The organism is Pseudonocardia lacus, from assembly GCF_018531445.1.
In the GTDB taxonomy this organism is placed as follows: domain Bacteria; phylum Actinomycetota; class Actinomycetes; order Mycobacteriales; family Pseudonocardiaceae; genus Pseudonocardia; species Pseudonocardia lacus.
On sequence record NZ_JAHDTH010000041.1, the window covers coordinates 1 to 13,406 of the forward strand.

The following is a 13,406-nucleotide window of genomic DNA, read 5'->3' on the forward strand; positions in this document are numbered from 1 at the left end:
GGTCCCCCTTCTACACCGCCGTTGTCTTCAATTGGACCGGTCCAATCGGACGACAACGTCGTTCTCGACGGGGTGGGGGCGGTGATGAGCGGACCGCACGGGACGGCGTTCTCGGGGCGCGTGGGCTGGGGTTCGCGGCCGGCGGTGCTGGTCGTGGACCTGGTGCGGGCCTACACCGCGCCGGGCGGGCCGTTCGAGCTGCCCCAGCCGGGGCCCGCGGTGGACGCGACGGCGGCGCTGGTCGAGGCGGCGCGGGCGGGCGGGCACCCGGTCGTCTGGACGGTCGTGCGGTACACGCGCGGGATGGCCGACAGCGGGCTGTTCGCGGTGAAGGTACCGGCGCTGGCCGCGTTCGCCGAGGACGCCGGGGGCGGCTGGGGCGAGCTGGTGCTCGCACCGGAGCCGGGCGAGCCCGTGGTGGCGAAGCAGTACGCCTCGGCCTTCTTCGCGACGTCGCTGGCCGCCACGCTGCACGCCGCCCGCGTCGACACGGTGGTGGTCACGGGGGTCTCGACGTCGGGCTGCGTCCGGGCCAGCGCGACCGACGCGCTCGGCCACGGCTTCCGGCCGCAGGTGGTGCGCCAGGCCTGCGCCGACCGCACCCCCGAGCTGCACGAGCAGAACCTGCGCGACCTGGACGCCAAGTACGCCGACGTCGTCGACCTTCCGGAGGCGCTGCGGCACCTGCGGCCCAGCAGCTCGGCGACGCGGGCGTAGGGGATCACCCGCAGTCACCGGGTAGTGGCAGAGTCCTCCCCGTGGACTCCCCCGATCTCGCCCCGGTCCGGCGCCTCGTCGCCCTGGACGCCGGCCTGGCCTCGGTCAGCGTCGTGCGCGCCGACGGCACCCCGCACAGCTCGCTGGTCAACGCCGGCGTGCTGGACCACCCGACGACCGGCCGACCGGTCGTCGGGTACGTCACCTACGGTCCGGTCAAGCTGCGCAACCTGCGCGCCCGCCCGGCCACCTCGCTGCTGTTCCGGGCCGGCTGGCGCTGGGTCGGCGTCGACGGCTCCAGCGAGCTGATCGGCCCCGACGACCCCGCCGACGGCGTCGACGCCGAGCGCCTGCGGCTGCTGCTGCGCGAGGTGTTCACCGCCGCGGGCGGCACCCACAACGACTGGGACGACTACGACCGGGTGATGGCCGCCGAGCGCCGGGCCGTCGTGCTGGTCGAGCCGACGAAGGTCTACGGCAACCCCTGACCGTGCCCGCGCCGCTGATCATCGATCTGGACGGCGTGCTGCGCCGCTGGGAGCCGCTCGACGCCGTCGAGGCCCGCCACGGCCTGCCCCGCGGCGCCCTGCTGGCCGCGGCCTTCGAGCCCGACCTGCTGCACCGCGCGATCACCGGCGCCGTCGACGACGACCGCTGGCGCGCCGACGTCACCGCGGCGCTGGCCGCCGCGCACGGCCCGGCCGCCCGGGCGGCGGTGGCCGAGTGGTCGGCGTCGTCCGGGGCGGTCGACGCCGAGGTGCTGGAGCTGGTGCGGCGCTACCGCAGGCGGGCACCGGTCGTCGCGCTGACCAACGCCACCAGCCGCCTCCCGCGCGACCTCGCCGCCGTCGGCCTCGACCGCGAGCTCGACCGGGTCTTCTCCAGCCACGAGCTGGGCGTGGCCAAGCCCGACCCGCGGGTGTTCGCCCTGGTCTGCGCGCGGCTGGACCGGGCACCGGCGGAGTGCCTGTTCGTCGACGACACCGAGGGCCACGTCGCCGCCGCCCGCGAGGCCGGCCTCCGCGCGCACCACTACCACTCCCCCGCCGCTCTGGCCGCGTTCCTCGACCACGCCTGATCGCTCCCGCCCGGCCCGCGCACACCGCCCGGCCCACGCACACCGGTCGGCTTCGACGCACATGGCGGGACGTGTGCGCAGCGGCCAGCAGGTGTGCGTGGCGCTACGGGAGCCGCCGGGACGTTCAGCGGCGTGCCAGCGATCACCGGGCCCAGGACCCCGGCACACCGCTTGACCCTGACGCAAGGTCAGGGTCGCAGAGTCGTCGCCATGGTCGTCCGATACCTCCTCGCCGACGCGCTCTCGCTGTTCGGCAACGCCGTGGCGGGCGTGGCCCTGCCCTGGCTCGTCCTGGTCCGCACCGGCGACGCCGCCGCGGCCGGCATCATCGCCGCCGCGGCGGCCCTGCCCATGCTGCTGGCCGCCGTCGTCGGCGGCGGGGTCGTCGACCGGTTCGGCCGCCGCCGGATCTCCGTCGGCGCCGACCTCGCCTCGGCGGCGTCGATCGCGGCGCTGCCGCTGGTGGACGCCTGGACCGGGCTCACGCTGGCCTGGTTCATCGCGCTGGGCATCGCCGGCGCGCTGTTCGACGTGCCCGGCATGACGGCGCGGGAGGCGCTCGCGCCCGACGTGGCCGCCGCGGCGGGGGTGCCGCTGGAGCGGCTGGCGGGGCTGCGCGAGGGGATCGGCGGGGTCGTGCTGATCGTCGGGCCGGCGGTGGCCGGTGGGCTGCTGGCGCTGCTGGACCCGGTCACCGTGCTGTGGACGACGGCGGCCTGCTCGGCGCTGGCCGCGGCGGTCACCGCCACGCTGCCGGCCGGGGTGGGCGCGGCGACGGGGCGCAGCGGGTTCCTGGAGATGGGCCCGGCGTGGGCGGTGCTGCGCGGCGACCGGCTGCTGCTCACCATCACGCTGATCTCGGTGGGGGCCGTCGCGGCGATCGCGCCGCTGCAGGGGCTCGTGCTGCCCGTCCACCTGGTGGCCCTGGACTCGCCGGGCGTGCTGGGGCTGGTGATCACGGCCATCGCGCTGGGCGGGATCGGGGGCGCCGTCCTCTACGCGGCGGTGGGTGTGAAGGTCGCGCGGCGCACGGCGTTCGTCGTGTCCTTGCTCGCCGCCACCGCGGGGATGGTCGTGCTGGCGCTGCTGCCGCCCGCGCCGCTGCTGCTGGGCGCCGGTGTGCTGGTCGGGCTGGGGATGGGACCGCTGTCGGCGATCACGGCGGTGCTGCTGGGCGAGCGGATCCCGGAGCGGGTGCGGGGGCGGGTGATGGGCCTGCAGAACGCGGCGGTGCTCGCCGTGGCGCCGGTCGGGATGCTCGCAGCGGGCCTGCTGGTGGTGGCGACGGGGGTGCGCACGACCGGCATGCTGGTGGCCGGGCTGTGGGTGCTCGTCGTGCTGGCGGCGCTGCTGGCCCCGGCCCTGCGCACGCTCGAACCGACGGAGGTCGTCCCCGGTGCTGACGATCGGTGAGCTGGCCGGGCTGGCCGGCACGACGGTCCGCGCGGTGCGCCACTACCACCGCATCGGCCTGCTGCCCGAGCCCCCGCGCGACCGCTCCGGCTACCGCCGCTACGGCGCGGCCGCGCTCATCCGGTTGCTGCGGGTGCGGCGGCTGCGCGAGCTGGGCCTGGCGCTGGACCGGATCGGTGAACTCCTCGACGGCCCCGAACCCGCCCTGCACGAGGCCCTCGACGCGCTGGACGCCGAGTTGGCCGCGCAGGCCGAGCGGATCGCCGCGCAGCGCGAGCACCTGGCCCGGCTGCGCGCGCAGAGCCCCGACCCCGACCTGCCCGAGCCGCTGGCGGCGATGTTCGCGAAGGCCGCCGCCGACGGCGCCCCGGCCAGGGCGATCGCGAAGGAGAAGGAACTGCTCCTGCTCGACCTGGCCCTGCACCCGGAGCGCACCGACGCCATCGTCGCCGAGTACGTGGGGATGTTCGAGCGGCTCGTGCAGCGCACCGACTACGCCGAGCTGGCCCACCGCTTCGACGCGCTCGCCGACGTCGACGCCGACCCCGCGACGGTCGACGCGCTGGCCGTCGAGCTGGCCGCGGTGATCCGCGCCGAGCACGCCGCCGGCGATCGGACCCGCGGCGCCTGGAACCCGCTGGCCGAGACCCTGATGACCGACTGGGGCTCGACGATGCCGCCGTCGCAGCGGCGGGTGATGGAGCGCGCCGTGGAGCTGGTCGCCGACCTCTTCTGACGTCCGCGCCGCCCGGTCACGCCGTCGTACAGCCCCCGTCGTACGTACGGGGCGGTCCTTGACCATCCGCCGTGACGGCGACCACGATCGACAAGTCGACGGTGTGGTCGGGTGGCGAGGAGGCCAGGCATGGTGGCGGTTGAGACGGTCCGCGGTCCGGTGGAGGTCGACGCGCTCGGCACCACGCTCATGCACGAGCACGTCTTCGTGCTCACCCCGGACGTCATGCAGAACTACGGCGACCAGTACTGGGACGAGGAGGAGCGGGTCGCCGACGCGATCGCCAAGCTCCGCAGGCTCAAGGAGTCCGGGGTCGACACGATCGTCGACCCCACCGTCGTCGGGCTGGGCCGCTACATCCCGCGCGTCCAGCGGATCAACGCCGAGGTCGACATCAACATCGTGGCCGCGACCGGGCTCTACGTCTTCGACGAGATCCCGCACTTCTTCCACTACCGCGGCCCGGGCACCCTGCTGGGCGGCCCGGAGCTGCTGACCGAGATGTTCGTCAAGGACATCCGGGAAGGCATCGCCGACACCGGGGTCAAGGCGGCGTTCCTCAAGTGCGTGGTCGAGGAGCGCGGGCTCACCCCCGACCAGACCCGCGTGCAGACGGCGATCAGCCAGACCCACCAGGAGACCGGGGTCCCGATCACCGTGCACACCAACTCCATCCACCAGACCGGCCGGTTGGCCGTGGAGTTCTACGCCAAGCACGGCGTCGACCTCACCAAGGTGGTCGTCGGCCACGCCGGCGACACCGACGACCTCGACTACCTCAAGTGGATCATGGATCAGGGCGCCACGATCGGCTGCGACCGGTTCGGCCTCGACCTGTTCCTGCCCACCGCCCAGCGGGTCGCCGCCATCGCCGCGCTGTGCGCGCAGGGCTACGCCGACCGGATCGTGCTCGCCCACGACGCCGCCTGCTACATGGACTTCTTCTCCGGCGAGGCCGGGCAGGCCGCGCTGGCCGCCACCGCGCCCAACTGGAACTACCAGCACATCCCCGAGGACGTGCTGCCGGCGCTGCGCGAGTCCGGCGTGTCCGACGAGCAGATCACCACGATGCTGGTCGACAACCCGCGCCGCTACTTCACCCCGGCGGGCTCGTGAGCGCGGTCGAGCCGCTGCCCCGCGGCGAGGCGCCCTTCGACGACTCCGGCGTCGTGCGCGACGCCGCCGGTGTGGCGCACTACACGGGGCTGGTGCCGTCGCTGGTCGAGCTGCTGCACGGGGCGGTCGAGGCCAACCCGGACGGCGAGGCGCTGGTCGAGATCGGCGGGCCCCGGCTGACCTACCGGCAGCTCTGGGACGGGGCCGCCCGGGTGGCCGGCGGGCTGGTGGCCGGCGGGGTGCGCCGCGGCGACCGGGTCGCGAACCTGCTGCCGGCCGGCGCCGACTGGGTGCTCGGGTTCCTGGGCACGGTGCTGGCCGGGGCGGTGGCGGTGCCGGTGAACACCCGGTTCGCCGAGCCGGAGATCGCCTACGTGCTGGAGGACTCCGGCGCGCGGGCGGTGCTGCGCCCCGGCGAGGCGCTGCCCGACGGCGAGCCGCAGGTCGCCGGGGGACTCGGCCACGACGACCTGGCCGCGATCTTCTACACCAGCGGCACCACGGGCTTCCCCAAGGGGGCGATGACCAGCCACGAGAACTTCCTGTCCAACATCGAGACGGCGCTGCGGGTCATCGAGGTCGACCGGGCCGACGGGCCCTCGGTGCGCAACCTGGTCTCGGTGCCGCTGTTCCACGTCACCGGCTGCAACAGCCAGTTGCTCGTGCAGATCGCGCTGCACGGCTGCACGGTCGTGCTGCCCGCGTTCAGCGTGCACGGGTTCCTGCGGGCGATCGTCGACGAGCGCATCAACCTGCTGACCAGCGTGCCGGCCATCTACGCGCTGGCGATGGCCCAGCCCGAGTTCGACTCCGTCGACGTCAGCGCGGTCACCCGGGTCTGCTACGGCGGCGCGCCGATCGCGCCCGCGCTGGTCCGCCGGATCACCGAGAAGTTTCCCAACGCCCGGGTCGGCAACGGCTTCGGGCTCACCGAGACCTCGTCGATCTCGACGTTCCTGCCCCACGAGTGGGCCGCCGAGCACGCCGACTCGGTGGGCTTCGCGGCGCCGGTGGTCGACCTCGCGCTGGCCGACGTCGACCCGGTCAGCGGGGTCGGCGAGCTGCTCATCCGCGGGCCCAACGTGGTGCGCGGCTACTGGAACAAGCCCGAGGCGACCGCGGCGACGTTCGTCGACGGCTGGCTGCACAGCGGCGACCTGGCCGGCGTCGACGGCAGCGGCCTGGTCCGGGTGGTCGACCGGGCCAAGGACATGATCAACCGCGGCGGCGAGAACGTGTACTCGGTGGAGGTGGAGAACGCGCTGGCGGGGGCGCCGGGCGTGGCCGACGCGGCGGTCGTCGCGGTGCCCGACGACGTCATGGGCGAGAAGGTCGGTGCCGTCGTCGTGCCGGTCCCCGGTGCCGACTTCGAGCCCGAGCAGGTGGTCGCGTACCTGCGCGAGCGGCTGGCCGACTTCAAGGTCCCGCAGTTCTTCGCCGTCTCCGCCGAGCCGCTGCCGCGCAACCCGGGCGGCAAGATCCTCAAGCGGCAGCTGCGCGAGGCCACCGAGTGGGGGTCGCCGGTGTTCGGGCGCTGACCGGGGTCAGCGCAGCCGCAGGGTCTGCAGGGCCAACTCGTAGCCCTCCTCGACGGCGGCTCCGTCCTCGTCGAAGTAGGCGTTGAACCGCAGCGCGACGAGGCCGTCGGGCACCGCCACCACGCAGACCCTGACCAGGACGGTCTCGCCGGCGCGTTCGGCCTGGAAGGCGGCCTCCGAGGCGGCCAGGCCGGCGGCCGCGCGCCGGGTGGTGAAGGTCGGGCGGCGCACCTCGTCGTAGACGTCGGATTCGTCTGCGGCGGCGAGGTAGTCGACCAGGGCGCTGAGCGGGTCGCCCGCCGATGCGGGGGCCGTCGCCACGGAGACGGTCCCCCGCGAGCCGGCGCGCTCGGTCGCGGCGATCTCGCACACCTTGGAGAACGTGCCGACGGCGCCGTCGTCGAAGGTCCGGCCGTCCGGTTCGGCCGCGGTCCACCACCCCTGCGGGATGTCGAAGACCACCGGCAGGTCGCACTCCGGGCCCACCTGCTCGGTGGGCGGCGGCTGCGGCTCGGGCTCGGCGGCCGCGGCCCGGGCCAGCAGCTCGCCGCACACCTTGCGCACCTGGATGCCGACGGACTTGAAGGGCGTCCCGCGCAGCTCTTCCATGCTGCTCACCCAGGCCACCTCTTCCGCGGTGGCGAGAGCGGTGTCGAGGACGGGGCGCAGGGCCGGGTCGGTGGTCCGCGCGGCCGCGTCCCGCACCTCCTCCGCGTAGTCGGCCAGGTCTTCCCGCAGCTGCGCCACGTTCTCCGGGGTGGGCGGGTCGTCCTGGCCGTCGAAGATGACCGCGAAGCTCAGGTCGGCCGTGCGCTTGAGCTCGGTGCACACCTCGACCTCCGCCGTCGTGAAGGTCGCGGCCGGGGCGAGGGCGGGCGGCGGGGCGTCCCCGCAGCCGGCCAGCGCCACGACGAGCGCCATCGACGCCGCGCCCTTCCCCGCGAGTCGACGCGCACGCGTCGGCACCATCGGCCGGTCCCCGATCTGATCGCCGCGGGTCGGCGGGTCGCCCGACCCGCCGCCGCGTGGTTCCCGGGCGCCCGCCCGGCTGTCCGGATCCGGTACGCGGCCGGGCGGCCAGGGGGAGCGGGGGCCATGGGGGGAGCGAGCGGATCCGTTCCGGTATCGGCGCGGTCGATCAGCCCATTACCGCTGTGCCGCCCATTGCCGCCGTTCAGCGCTCAGTGTTGCCCCACCCGGAGCTGGGACCGGGTCACGACCGGGTGAGCAGGGCCCGGGCGAAGAAGGCGAGGTTGGCCGGGCGCTCGCCGAGGCGGCGCATGAAGTAGCCGAACCACTCGGTGCCGTAGGGCAGGTAGACCCGCATCCGCAGGCCCTCGGCCGCGAACTCGGCCTGGGCGCGCGGGCGCACCCCGTAGAGCATCTGCAGCTCCCAGTCGGCGGCGGTGCGGCCGTTGCGGGCGGCCAGCACGCGGGCGATGTCGATCAGCCGCGGGTCGTGGGTGGCCACCATCGGCACGCCCCGGCCCTCCATCAGCACCCGCAGGCAGCGCACGAACGAGCGGTCGACCTCGTGGGCGGTGCGGAACGCCACCGACGACGGCTCGTCGTAGGCGCCCTTGCACAACCGCACCCGGCTGCCCGGACCGGCCAGGTCGCGGCAGTCGGCCTCGGTGCGGCGCAGCTGCGACTGCAGCACCGCGCCCGTCCACGGGAAGTCGACGCGCAGCTCGCGCACCGTCTCCAGGGTGCGGTCGGTGGTCGTGTGGTCCTCCATGTCGACGGTGACCGTGGTGCCGGCGGCCCCCGCGGCCGCGCAGATCTGCCGGGCCGAGTCCAGGGCGATCTTGTCGGCGTCCACCGGGAGCCGCTGCCCGAGCGCGGACAGCTTGACCGACACCTCGGTGCGGTGGGCCAGCCCCTCGTCGGCGAGCCGGATGAGCAGCCGCAGGTAGGCGGCCACGATGGCGTCGGCCTGGGTGCGGTCGGTGGTGTCCTCGCCGAGGTGGTCGACGGTGACGTAGCGGTCGGTGGTCAGCCTGCGCACCGCGGCCACGGCGTCGTCGTCGCGGGTGCCGGCCACGAACCGGCCGACCAGCGGGTCGAACGGCCCGGACTCGACCACCCGCCGCACCAGCGGCGAGCGGGCGGCGGCGAGTACGACGGTCCTGAGCACGGGGCCTCCCTCGGGGACGGGACCGGTTCCGGATCGTCGCTGTCCCGGTGCGGATCACCACTTTTCGTGGCGACGATAGTGCGCGCGGCGCTCGCTGGCAGCGGACCGGCAGGCTTCCTAGGGTGGTCGGCACACCCCCACACCGAGGCCAACCCGATCGGGAGGCTCACCCCATGGACGCGACCACGACCACCCCGGCCCCGCGCAACGAACCCGTGCGCGACTACGCCCCGGGCTCCCCCGAGCGCGCGAGCCTGCAGGCAGCGCTGGCCGAGCTGGGCGCCCAGCAGCACGAGCTGACCGTCACCGTCGACGGCCGCCAGCACATGGCCGGCGGCTCGCGCTTCGACGTCGTCGCCCCGCACGACCACGGCCACGTCCTGGGCACCAGCGCGAACGCCACCCACGGCGACGCGAAGTCGGCGGTGGAGGCCGCGCTGCGGGCCGGGCGGGAGTGGCGCGCGCTGCCCTACGACGAGCGGGCCGCGGTGCTGCTGCGCGCGGCCGACCTGCTGTCGGGCCCGTGGCGCGACCGGATCAACGCCGCGACGATGCTGGGTCAGTCCAAGACCTGCTACCAGGCCGAGATCGACGCCGCGTGCGAGCTGGCCGACTTCTGGCGCTTCAACGTCCACTACGGCCGCCGGATCCTGGCGGAGCAGCCGACCAGCGGCCCCGGGGTCTGGAACCGCATGGACTACCGCCCGCTGGAGGGCTTCGTCTACGCGATCACCCCGTTCAACTTCACCGCCATCGCCGGCAACCTGCCCACCGCACCCGCCCTGATGGGCAACGCGGTGATCTGGAAGCCCTCCCCCACCCAGGGCCTGGCCGCGCACCTGACGATGCGACTGCTGGAGGAGGCGGGGCTGCCGCCGGGGGTGATCAACCTGCTGACCGGCGACGGCCGCGACGTCTCGGAGGTGCTGCTGGCCGACCGGGCCCTGGCCGGCATCCACTTCACCGGCTCCTCGGCCACCTTCCAGCACCTGTGGGGGCAGGTGGGCGCGCACATCGGCGGCTACGCCACCTACCCGCGCCTGGTCGGCGAGACCGGCGGCAAGGACTTCGTGGTGGCGCACCCGTCGGCCGACGTCGACGTGCTGCGCACGGCCCTGGTCCGCGGGGCGTTCGAGTACCAGGGCCAGAAGTGCTCGGCGGCGTCGCGGGCGTTCGTGCCGCGCTCGGTGTGGGCCCGGCTGCGCGACGACCTGGCCTCCGAGGTCGAGTCGCTGCCGATGGGCGACGTGGCCGACTTCGGCAACTTCCTGGGCGCCGTCATCGACCGCCGCGCGTTCGACAAGGTCGCCAAGGCCCAGGAGCTGGCCCGGGCCGAGCTGGACGTGCTGGTCGGCGGCACCGCGGACGACTCGGTCGGCTACTTCGTGCGCCCGACGATCGTCGTCGGCGAGGACCCGGCCCACGAGATGTTCCGCACCGAGTACTTCGGCCCGCTGCTCAGCGTGCACGTCTACGACGACGCCGACTTCGACGCCGTCCTGGAGCAGGTCGACGGCGGCTCGCCCTACGGGCTGACCGGCTCGATCATCGCCACCGATCGCGCCGCGGTGGTGAAGGCGTCCGAGGCGCTGCGGTTCGCGGCCGGCAACTTCTACGTCAACGACAAGCCCACCGGCGCGGTCGTCGGCCAGCAGCCCTTCGGCGGCGGCCGGGCCTCGGGCACCAACGACAAGGCCGGCTCGATCTACAACCTGCAGCGCTGGGTGAGCCCCCGCACGATCAAGGAGACGTTCGTCGCCCCCGCCACGTCCTCCTACCCCCACCAGTCCTGATCCCTCGCCCCGGGGGTTTCCGTCGAGAACGAACTTGTCGTGATCATTCGGCCCTGTTGATCACGACAACTTCGTTCTCGACGGGGCCGATCAGGGGGCGAGGCGGGCCAGGCGCTCGGCCAGCCGGTTCCGGACGCGGCGCACCGTGTCGTTCGGGGTGCGCAGCACGTCGTCGCTGGTGAACCGCATGGTCTGCCAGCCGAGCTCGTCGAGCAGCAGGTCGCGGCGGCGGTCGAGGCGGGAGAACTCGTCGTCGAAGTGGTGGGCGCCGTCGTACTCCAGCGCGAGCCGGGCGTCGGGGTAGGCGAGGTCGACCCGGGCGACCACGGCGCCGTCGGCGGTCCGGACCGCGAACTGCGACGTCGGGCGCGGGAGCCCGCCGCCGACCAGCACCAGCCGCAGCCGCGTCTCCATCGTCGACTCGGCCAGCGGATCGGCCAGCGCGACGACCTCGCGGAGCCGCCTGCGCCCGCGGGCCCCGACCGGCCCGTCGAGCAGCGCCGACGGGTCGAAGCGGCCGATCCGGGCGAGCGAGTCCACCGCGGCCACCGCACGGGGTACGTCCAGCCTGCGGCCCAGGTCGTAGGCGGTGCGTTCGGCCGTGGTGACCCGGTACGGCCCCACGAGGCAGACCTCCTCGGGCGCCAGCGCCGCCTGCCGGACGACGAGCCCGCGGCGGTTGCCCACGTCGCCGCGCGGGGCGATGAACTCGGCGGCCGCCCCTGCCGGGCTGCAGTCCGCGCCGAGCAGGGCCGCGGCGGAGAACCCGCACAGCGCCCCGTCCTCGGGCATGAGCAGGTAGGCGGCCCGCGACAGCAGCACGAGGTCGATCTCCGCACCGGCGACGGCGTCGGCGTCGACGTACACGTCGCGGAAGAGCGGGACGAAGCGCCCGCTGCGCAGGTCGGCCGGAGTCAGCAGCCCGGCGGCGACGGCGAGCGATCCGAGGAAGGGGCCATCCATGGCTGCACACTGTGGACCACCGACCCCCACCCCCGTGGCGTTTCCGTCGAGAACGAAGTTGTCGTGATCAACAAGCCCTGTTGATCACGACAACTTCGTTCTCGACGGGGGAGGCGGGTGGCCTACCGCTCGGCCGGGGCGACCTCGGCGATCGCCTGCACCACGTGCCGGGCCGCGCGGCGGACCTCGACGGGCAGCCTGCGCCCGTTGGTCAGCTCGGTGGCCGCGGCGTACAAGGTGTGCGCGACGGCCGCGCGCAGCGGCGGGGGCACGTCCGGCAGGTCGCGCAGCCGCTCGGCCGCGGCCTGCATCTCCCGCGACTCCTGGTCCTCACGACTGCTGTACGGGCGTGCTTCTGGCATGGGTCCTCCCCCAGGTGTGCGGACGGTCTGCACGGGGCGGGGGAAGCGCTCCGCACGGCGACACTAGCCCGCCCGCGAAGCTCTGACCAGCTACAACGCTGTAGTTGAATGGCTACCGAGCGCCCGAACCACCCGACCGGGGGACGGGTGTGCGGAGGTCAGCCGCGGGCCCGCTCACCGGCGGCGGCCCGCTCGGCGATCTCGGTCACGCGCTTGGCACGGGTCTCCGGACGCCGGGCCTCGACCAGCCAGACGAGCATCATCCGACGCGGCGAGCGCGGGAACGCGTCCCAGTGCTCGCGGGAACCGGGGCGCGCGTCGAACGCGGCGGCCAGGTCGTCGGGGACGACCAGGTCCTCGACGTCGTCGAGCAGCGTCCACGAGCCGTCGGCCTTCGCCGCCTCGACGACCGCCAGCCCGGCCGGGGCCATCAGGCCGGCGGCCAGCAGCCGCTCGACGCGCTGCTTGTTGGGGCGGGCCCAGCCGCTGCGCGCCCGGCGCGGGGAGAACCACTGCAGGGTGCGCTCGGCGTCCAGGCCCTTGGCCTTGCTGTCGACCCACCCGAAGCACAGGGCCTGCTCGACCGACTCCACGTAACCGACCCCCGGCCCCGACACCGACGGCTTGCGGAGCACGACCCAGACGCCGGTCGTGCGGGTGTGGTTCGCGGCGAGCCACGCACGCCACTCGTCCAGCGTCGCCGGCTCGACCCGCTCGCCGTCGTCGATGCCGCTACTCATCGTTCTCCGGGGGCTTGGGGCGATCTCGCGGGCGTCGCTTCATCTGGGCCTTCAGCTCATCGAGGTCGAAGCGGAACTGTCCGCCCGGGGTCACGAGCGTGGGTTCGATGAGGCCTTCCGTCACCCAGCGCGACAGCGAGCGAGCGGAGACACCGATCGCCTTCGCCGCCTGCCCGGTGGACAGCAGTCGCTCGGCCATGATCGCAACATACGGCGTGGTCAGGGGCGGTATCACCATCCTGACCTTGTTATAGCTACTCAGTCCTGTCTGGCGTAGTTGACTTACTCAGTCCTCATTGGCGTACTATCACTGCCCGTGCCCGACTCATCGCAGGAAGCGCACAAGCGGTGGCTCCGCATCGCCCGCGAGCTGGCCACCCTGGACGACGTCGTCGAGCAGCTGCTCAGCCGGCACGCCCGCACCGACGACGGTCTCTGCGCGTGCTGCACCAGACCCGGGCGCGGCACCCCGATGCTGCCCTGGCCGTGCTCGCTGTACTCGCTCGCGCGCACGGCCCAGGTGCTGCGCGACTCCCGGCACGGGCCCGGTGGCCCGGCGTGACGGGCCCGGGTCAGCGCCCGCCGAGCACCTCCGTCACCACCCGCAGGGCGCGGTCGAGCTCCTCGGGCGCCGGGCCCGCGTAGCCGAGCACGACCCCGTGGACCCTCGGCGCGCCCGTGTGGTGGCGGGCCAGGCCGTCGAGCCGGACCCCGCGAGCGGCGGCGGCGTCGAGCGCCGCCCGTTCGGCGGCTCCGTCGGCCAGCTCGACCACGACGTGGGCGCCGGCGGCGTCGCCGCGCGGGCGGTGCCCC

At 74.4% G+C, this 13,406-nt stretch carries 15 protein-coding genes and 1 pseudogene; 9 read left to right on the plus strand and 7 right to left on the minus strand.

Features of this window, described 5'->3' with window-relative positions:
• Window positions 1–84 precede the first annotated feature (84 nt).
• From KIK08_RS11725 to KIK08_RS11755, 7 genes are all read left to right on the plus strand, one after another.
• Window positions 85–717 carry an isochorismatase family protein gene (locus tag KIK08_RS11725; RefSeq protein WP_214403103.1) on the plus strand — a complete coding sequence of 211 codons (633 nt, stop codon included), beginning with the start codon at window positions 85–87 and terminating at the stop codon, window positions 715–717.
• Between the two features lie 41 nt (window positions 718–758).
• Window positions 759–1,205 (plus strand): TIGR03618 family F420-dependent PPOX class oxidoreductase, encoded by a 447-nt coding sequence (locus KIK08_RS11730; RefSeq protein WP_214403104.1) that lies wholly within the window; start codon window positions 759–761, stop codon window positions 1,203–1,205.
• Between the two features lie 2 nt (window positions 1,206–1,207).
• The gene (locus KIK08_RS11735) at window positions 1,208–1,795 is read left to right on the plus strand and encodes an HAD family hydrolase (protein ID WP_308257592.1); all 588 of its coding nucleotides are present in this window, start codon (window positions 1,208–1,210) and stop codon (window positions 1,793–1,795) included.
• Window positions 1,796–2,005: 210 nt separating this feature from the next.
• Window positions 2,006–3,208: an MFS transporter gene (locus tag KIK08_RS11740; RefSeq protein ID WP_214403105.1), complete on the plus strand. Its 1,203-nt coding sequence runs from the start codon at window positions 2,006–2,008 to the stop codon at window positions 3,206–3,208.
• Window positions 3,192–3,944 carry a helix-turn-helix domain-containing protein gene (locus tag KIK08_RS11745; protein ID WP_214403106.1) on the plus strand — a complete coding sequence of 251 codons (753 nt, stop codon included), beginning with the start codon at window positions 3,192–3,194 and terminating at the stop codon, window positions 3,942–3,944. Before KIK08_RS11740 ends, KIK08_RS11745 begins: the two co-directional genes overlap by 17 nt.
• Before the next feature lie 129 nt (window positions 3,945–4,073).
• The gene (locus KIK08_RS11750) at window positions 4,074–5,060 is read left to right on the plus strand and encodes a phosphotriesterase family protein (protein ID WP_214403107.1); all 987 of its coding nucleotides are present in this window, start codon (window positions 4,074–4,076) and stop codon (window positions 5,058–5,060) included.
• Window positions 5,057–6,598 carry a class I adenylate-forming enzyme family protein gene (locus KIK08_RS11755; protein WP_214403108.1) on the plus strand — a complete coding sequence of 514 codons (1,542 nt, stop codon included), beginning with the start codon at window positions 5,057–5,059 and terminating at the stop codon, window positions 6,596–6,598. Before KIK08_RS11750 ends, KIK08_RS11755 begins: the two co-directional genes overlap by 4 nt.
• 6 nt (window positions 6,599–6,604) lie before the next feature.
• On the opposite strand, the gene KIK08_RS11760 is transcribed toward KIK08_RS11755, so the two are convergent.
• Together KIK08_RS11760 and KIK08_RS11765 are read right to left on the minus strand one after the other, a co-directional pair.
• Complete coding sequence (locus tag KIK08_RS11760) at window positions 6,605–7,567, minus strand: lipoprotein (RefSeq protein WP_214403109.1); 963 nt, start codon at window positions 7,565–7,567, stop codon at window positions 6,605–6,607.
• Window positions 7,568–7,811: 244 nt separating this feature from the next.
• Complete coding sequence (locus KIK08_RS11765) at window positions 7,812–8,735, minus strand: proline dehydrogenase family protein (RefSeq protein WP_214403110.1); 924 nt, start codon at window positions 8,733–8,735, stop codon at window positions 7,812–7,814.
• 173 nt (window positions 8,736–8,908) lie between these two features.
• On the opposite strand from KIK08_RS11765, the gene pruA reads away from it, so the two are divergent.
• Entirely contained in the window at window positions 8,909–10,528 is a 1,620-nt protein-coding gene (gene pruA, locus KIK08_RS11770; RefSeq protein WP_214403111.1) for an L-glutamate gamma-semialdehyde dehydrogenase, read from the plus strand.
• 90 nt (window positions 10,529–10,618) lie between these two features.
• Here the strand turns inward: pruA and KIK08_RS11775 are convergent, their stop codons facing one another.
• The 4 genes from KIK08_RS11775 to KIK08_RS11790 form a co-directional block, all read right to left on the minus strand.
• On the minus strand, window positions 10,619–11,491 hold the full coding sequence (locus KIK08_RS11775; RefSeq protein WP_214403112.1) for a DUF559 domain-containing protein: 873 nt from the start codon (window positions 11,489–11,491) through the stop codon (window positions 10,619–10,621).
• A 122-nt stretch (window positions 11,492–11,613) separates the two neighbouring features.
• A complete protein-coding gene (locus KIK08_RS11780; RefSeq protein ID WP_214403113.1) occupies window positions 11,614–11,853 on the minus strand; it encodes a hypothetical protein in 240 nt (79 codons plus the stop codon).
• Window positions 11,854–12,011: 158 nt separating this feature from the next.
• On the minus strand, window positions 12,012–12,593 hold the full coding sequence (locus KIK08_RS11785) for a YdeI/OmpD-associated family protein (RefSeq protein WP_214403114.1): 582 nt from the start codon (window positions 12,591–12,593) through the stop codon (window positions 12,012–12,014).
• The gene (locus KIK08_RS11790) at window positions 12,586–12,792 is read right to left on the minus strand and encodes a helix-turn-helix domain-containing protein (RefSeq protein WP_214403115.1); all 207 of its coding nucleotides are present in this window, start codon (window positions 12,790–12,792) and stop codon (window positions 12,586–12,588) included. The genes KIK08_RS11785 and KIK08_RS11790 overlap by 8 nt, the downstream gene beginning before the upstream one ends.
• A 117-nt stretch (window positions 12,793–12,909) precedes the next feature.
• On the opposite strand from KIK08_RS11790, the gene KIK08_RS11795 reads away from it, so the two are divergent.
• Window positions 12,910–13,155, plus strand: coding sequence for a hypothetical protein (locus tag KIK08_RS11795; protein WP_214403116.1), 246 nt, complete (start codon window positions 12,910–12,912; stop codon window positions 13,153–13,155).
• A gap of 10 nt (window positions 13,156–13,165) precedes the next feature.
• Here the strand turns inward: KIK08_RS11795 and KIK08_RS11800 are convergent.
• Window positions 13,166–13,406 (minus strand): annotated as a pseudogene (locus KIK08_RS11800) (PLP-dependent aminotransferase family protein); the annotation flags it as partial.

Bases quoted from the DNA above. Each gene is read 5' to 3' on its own strand.
- KIK08_RS11740 (WP_214403105.1), top strand. From the start codon at position 2,006: ATGGTCGTCCGATACCTCCTCGCCGACGCGCTCTCGCTGTTCGGCAAC.
- KIK08_RS11725 (WP_214403103.1), top strand. From the start codon at position 85: ATGAGCGGACCGCACGGGACGGCGTTCTCGGGGCGCGTGGGCTGGGGT.
- pruA (WP_214403111.1), top strand. From the start codon at position 8,909: ATGGACGCGACCACGACCACCCCGGCCCCGCGCAACGAACCCGTGCGC.
- KIK08_RS11785 (WP_214403114.1), bottom strand. From the start codon at position 12,593: ATGAGTAGCGGCATCGACGACGGCGAGCGGGTCGAGCCGGCGACGCTG.
- KIK08_RS11750 (WP_214403107.1), top strand. From the start codon at position 4,074: ATGGTGGCGGTTGAGACGGTCCGCGGTCCGGTGGAGGTCGACGCGCTC.
- KIK08_RS11780 (WP_214403113.1), bottom strand. From the start codon at position 11,853: ATGCCAGAAGCACGCCCGTACAGCAGTCGTGAGGACCAGGAGTCGCGG.
- KIK08_RS11760 (WP_214403109.1), bottom strand. From the start codon at position 7,567: ATGGTGCCGACGCGTGCGCGTCGACTCGCGGGGAAGGGCGCGGCGTCG.
- KIK08_RS11790 (WP_214403115.1), bottom strand. From the start codon at position 12,792: ATGGCCGAGCGACTGCTGTCCACCGGGCAGGCGGCGAAGGCGATCGGT.
- KIK08_RS11775 (WP_214403112.1), bottom strand. From the start codon at position 11,491: ATGGATGGCCCCTTCCTCGGATCGCTCGCCGTCGCCGCCGGGCTGCTG.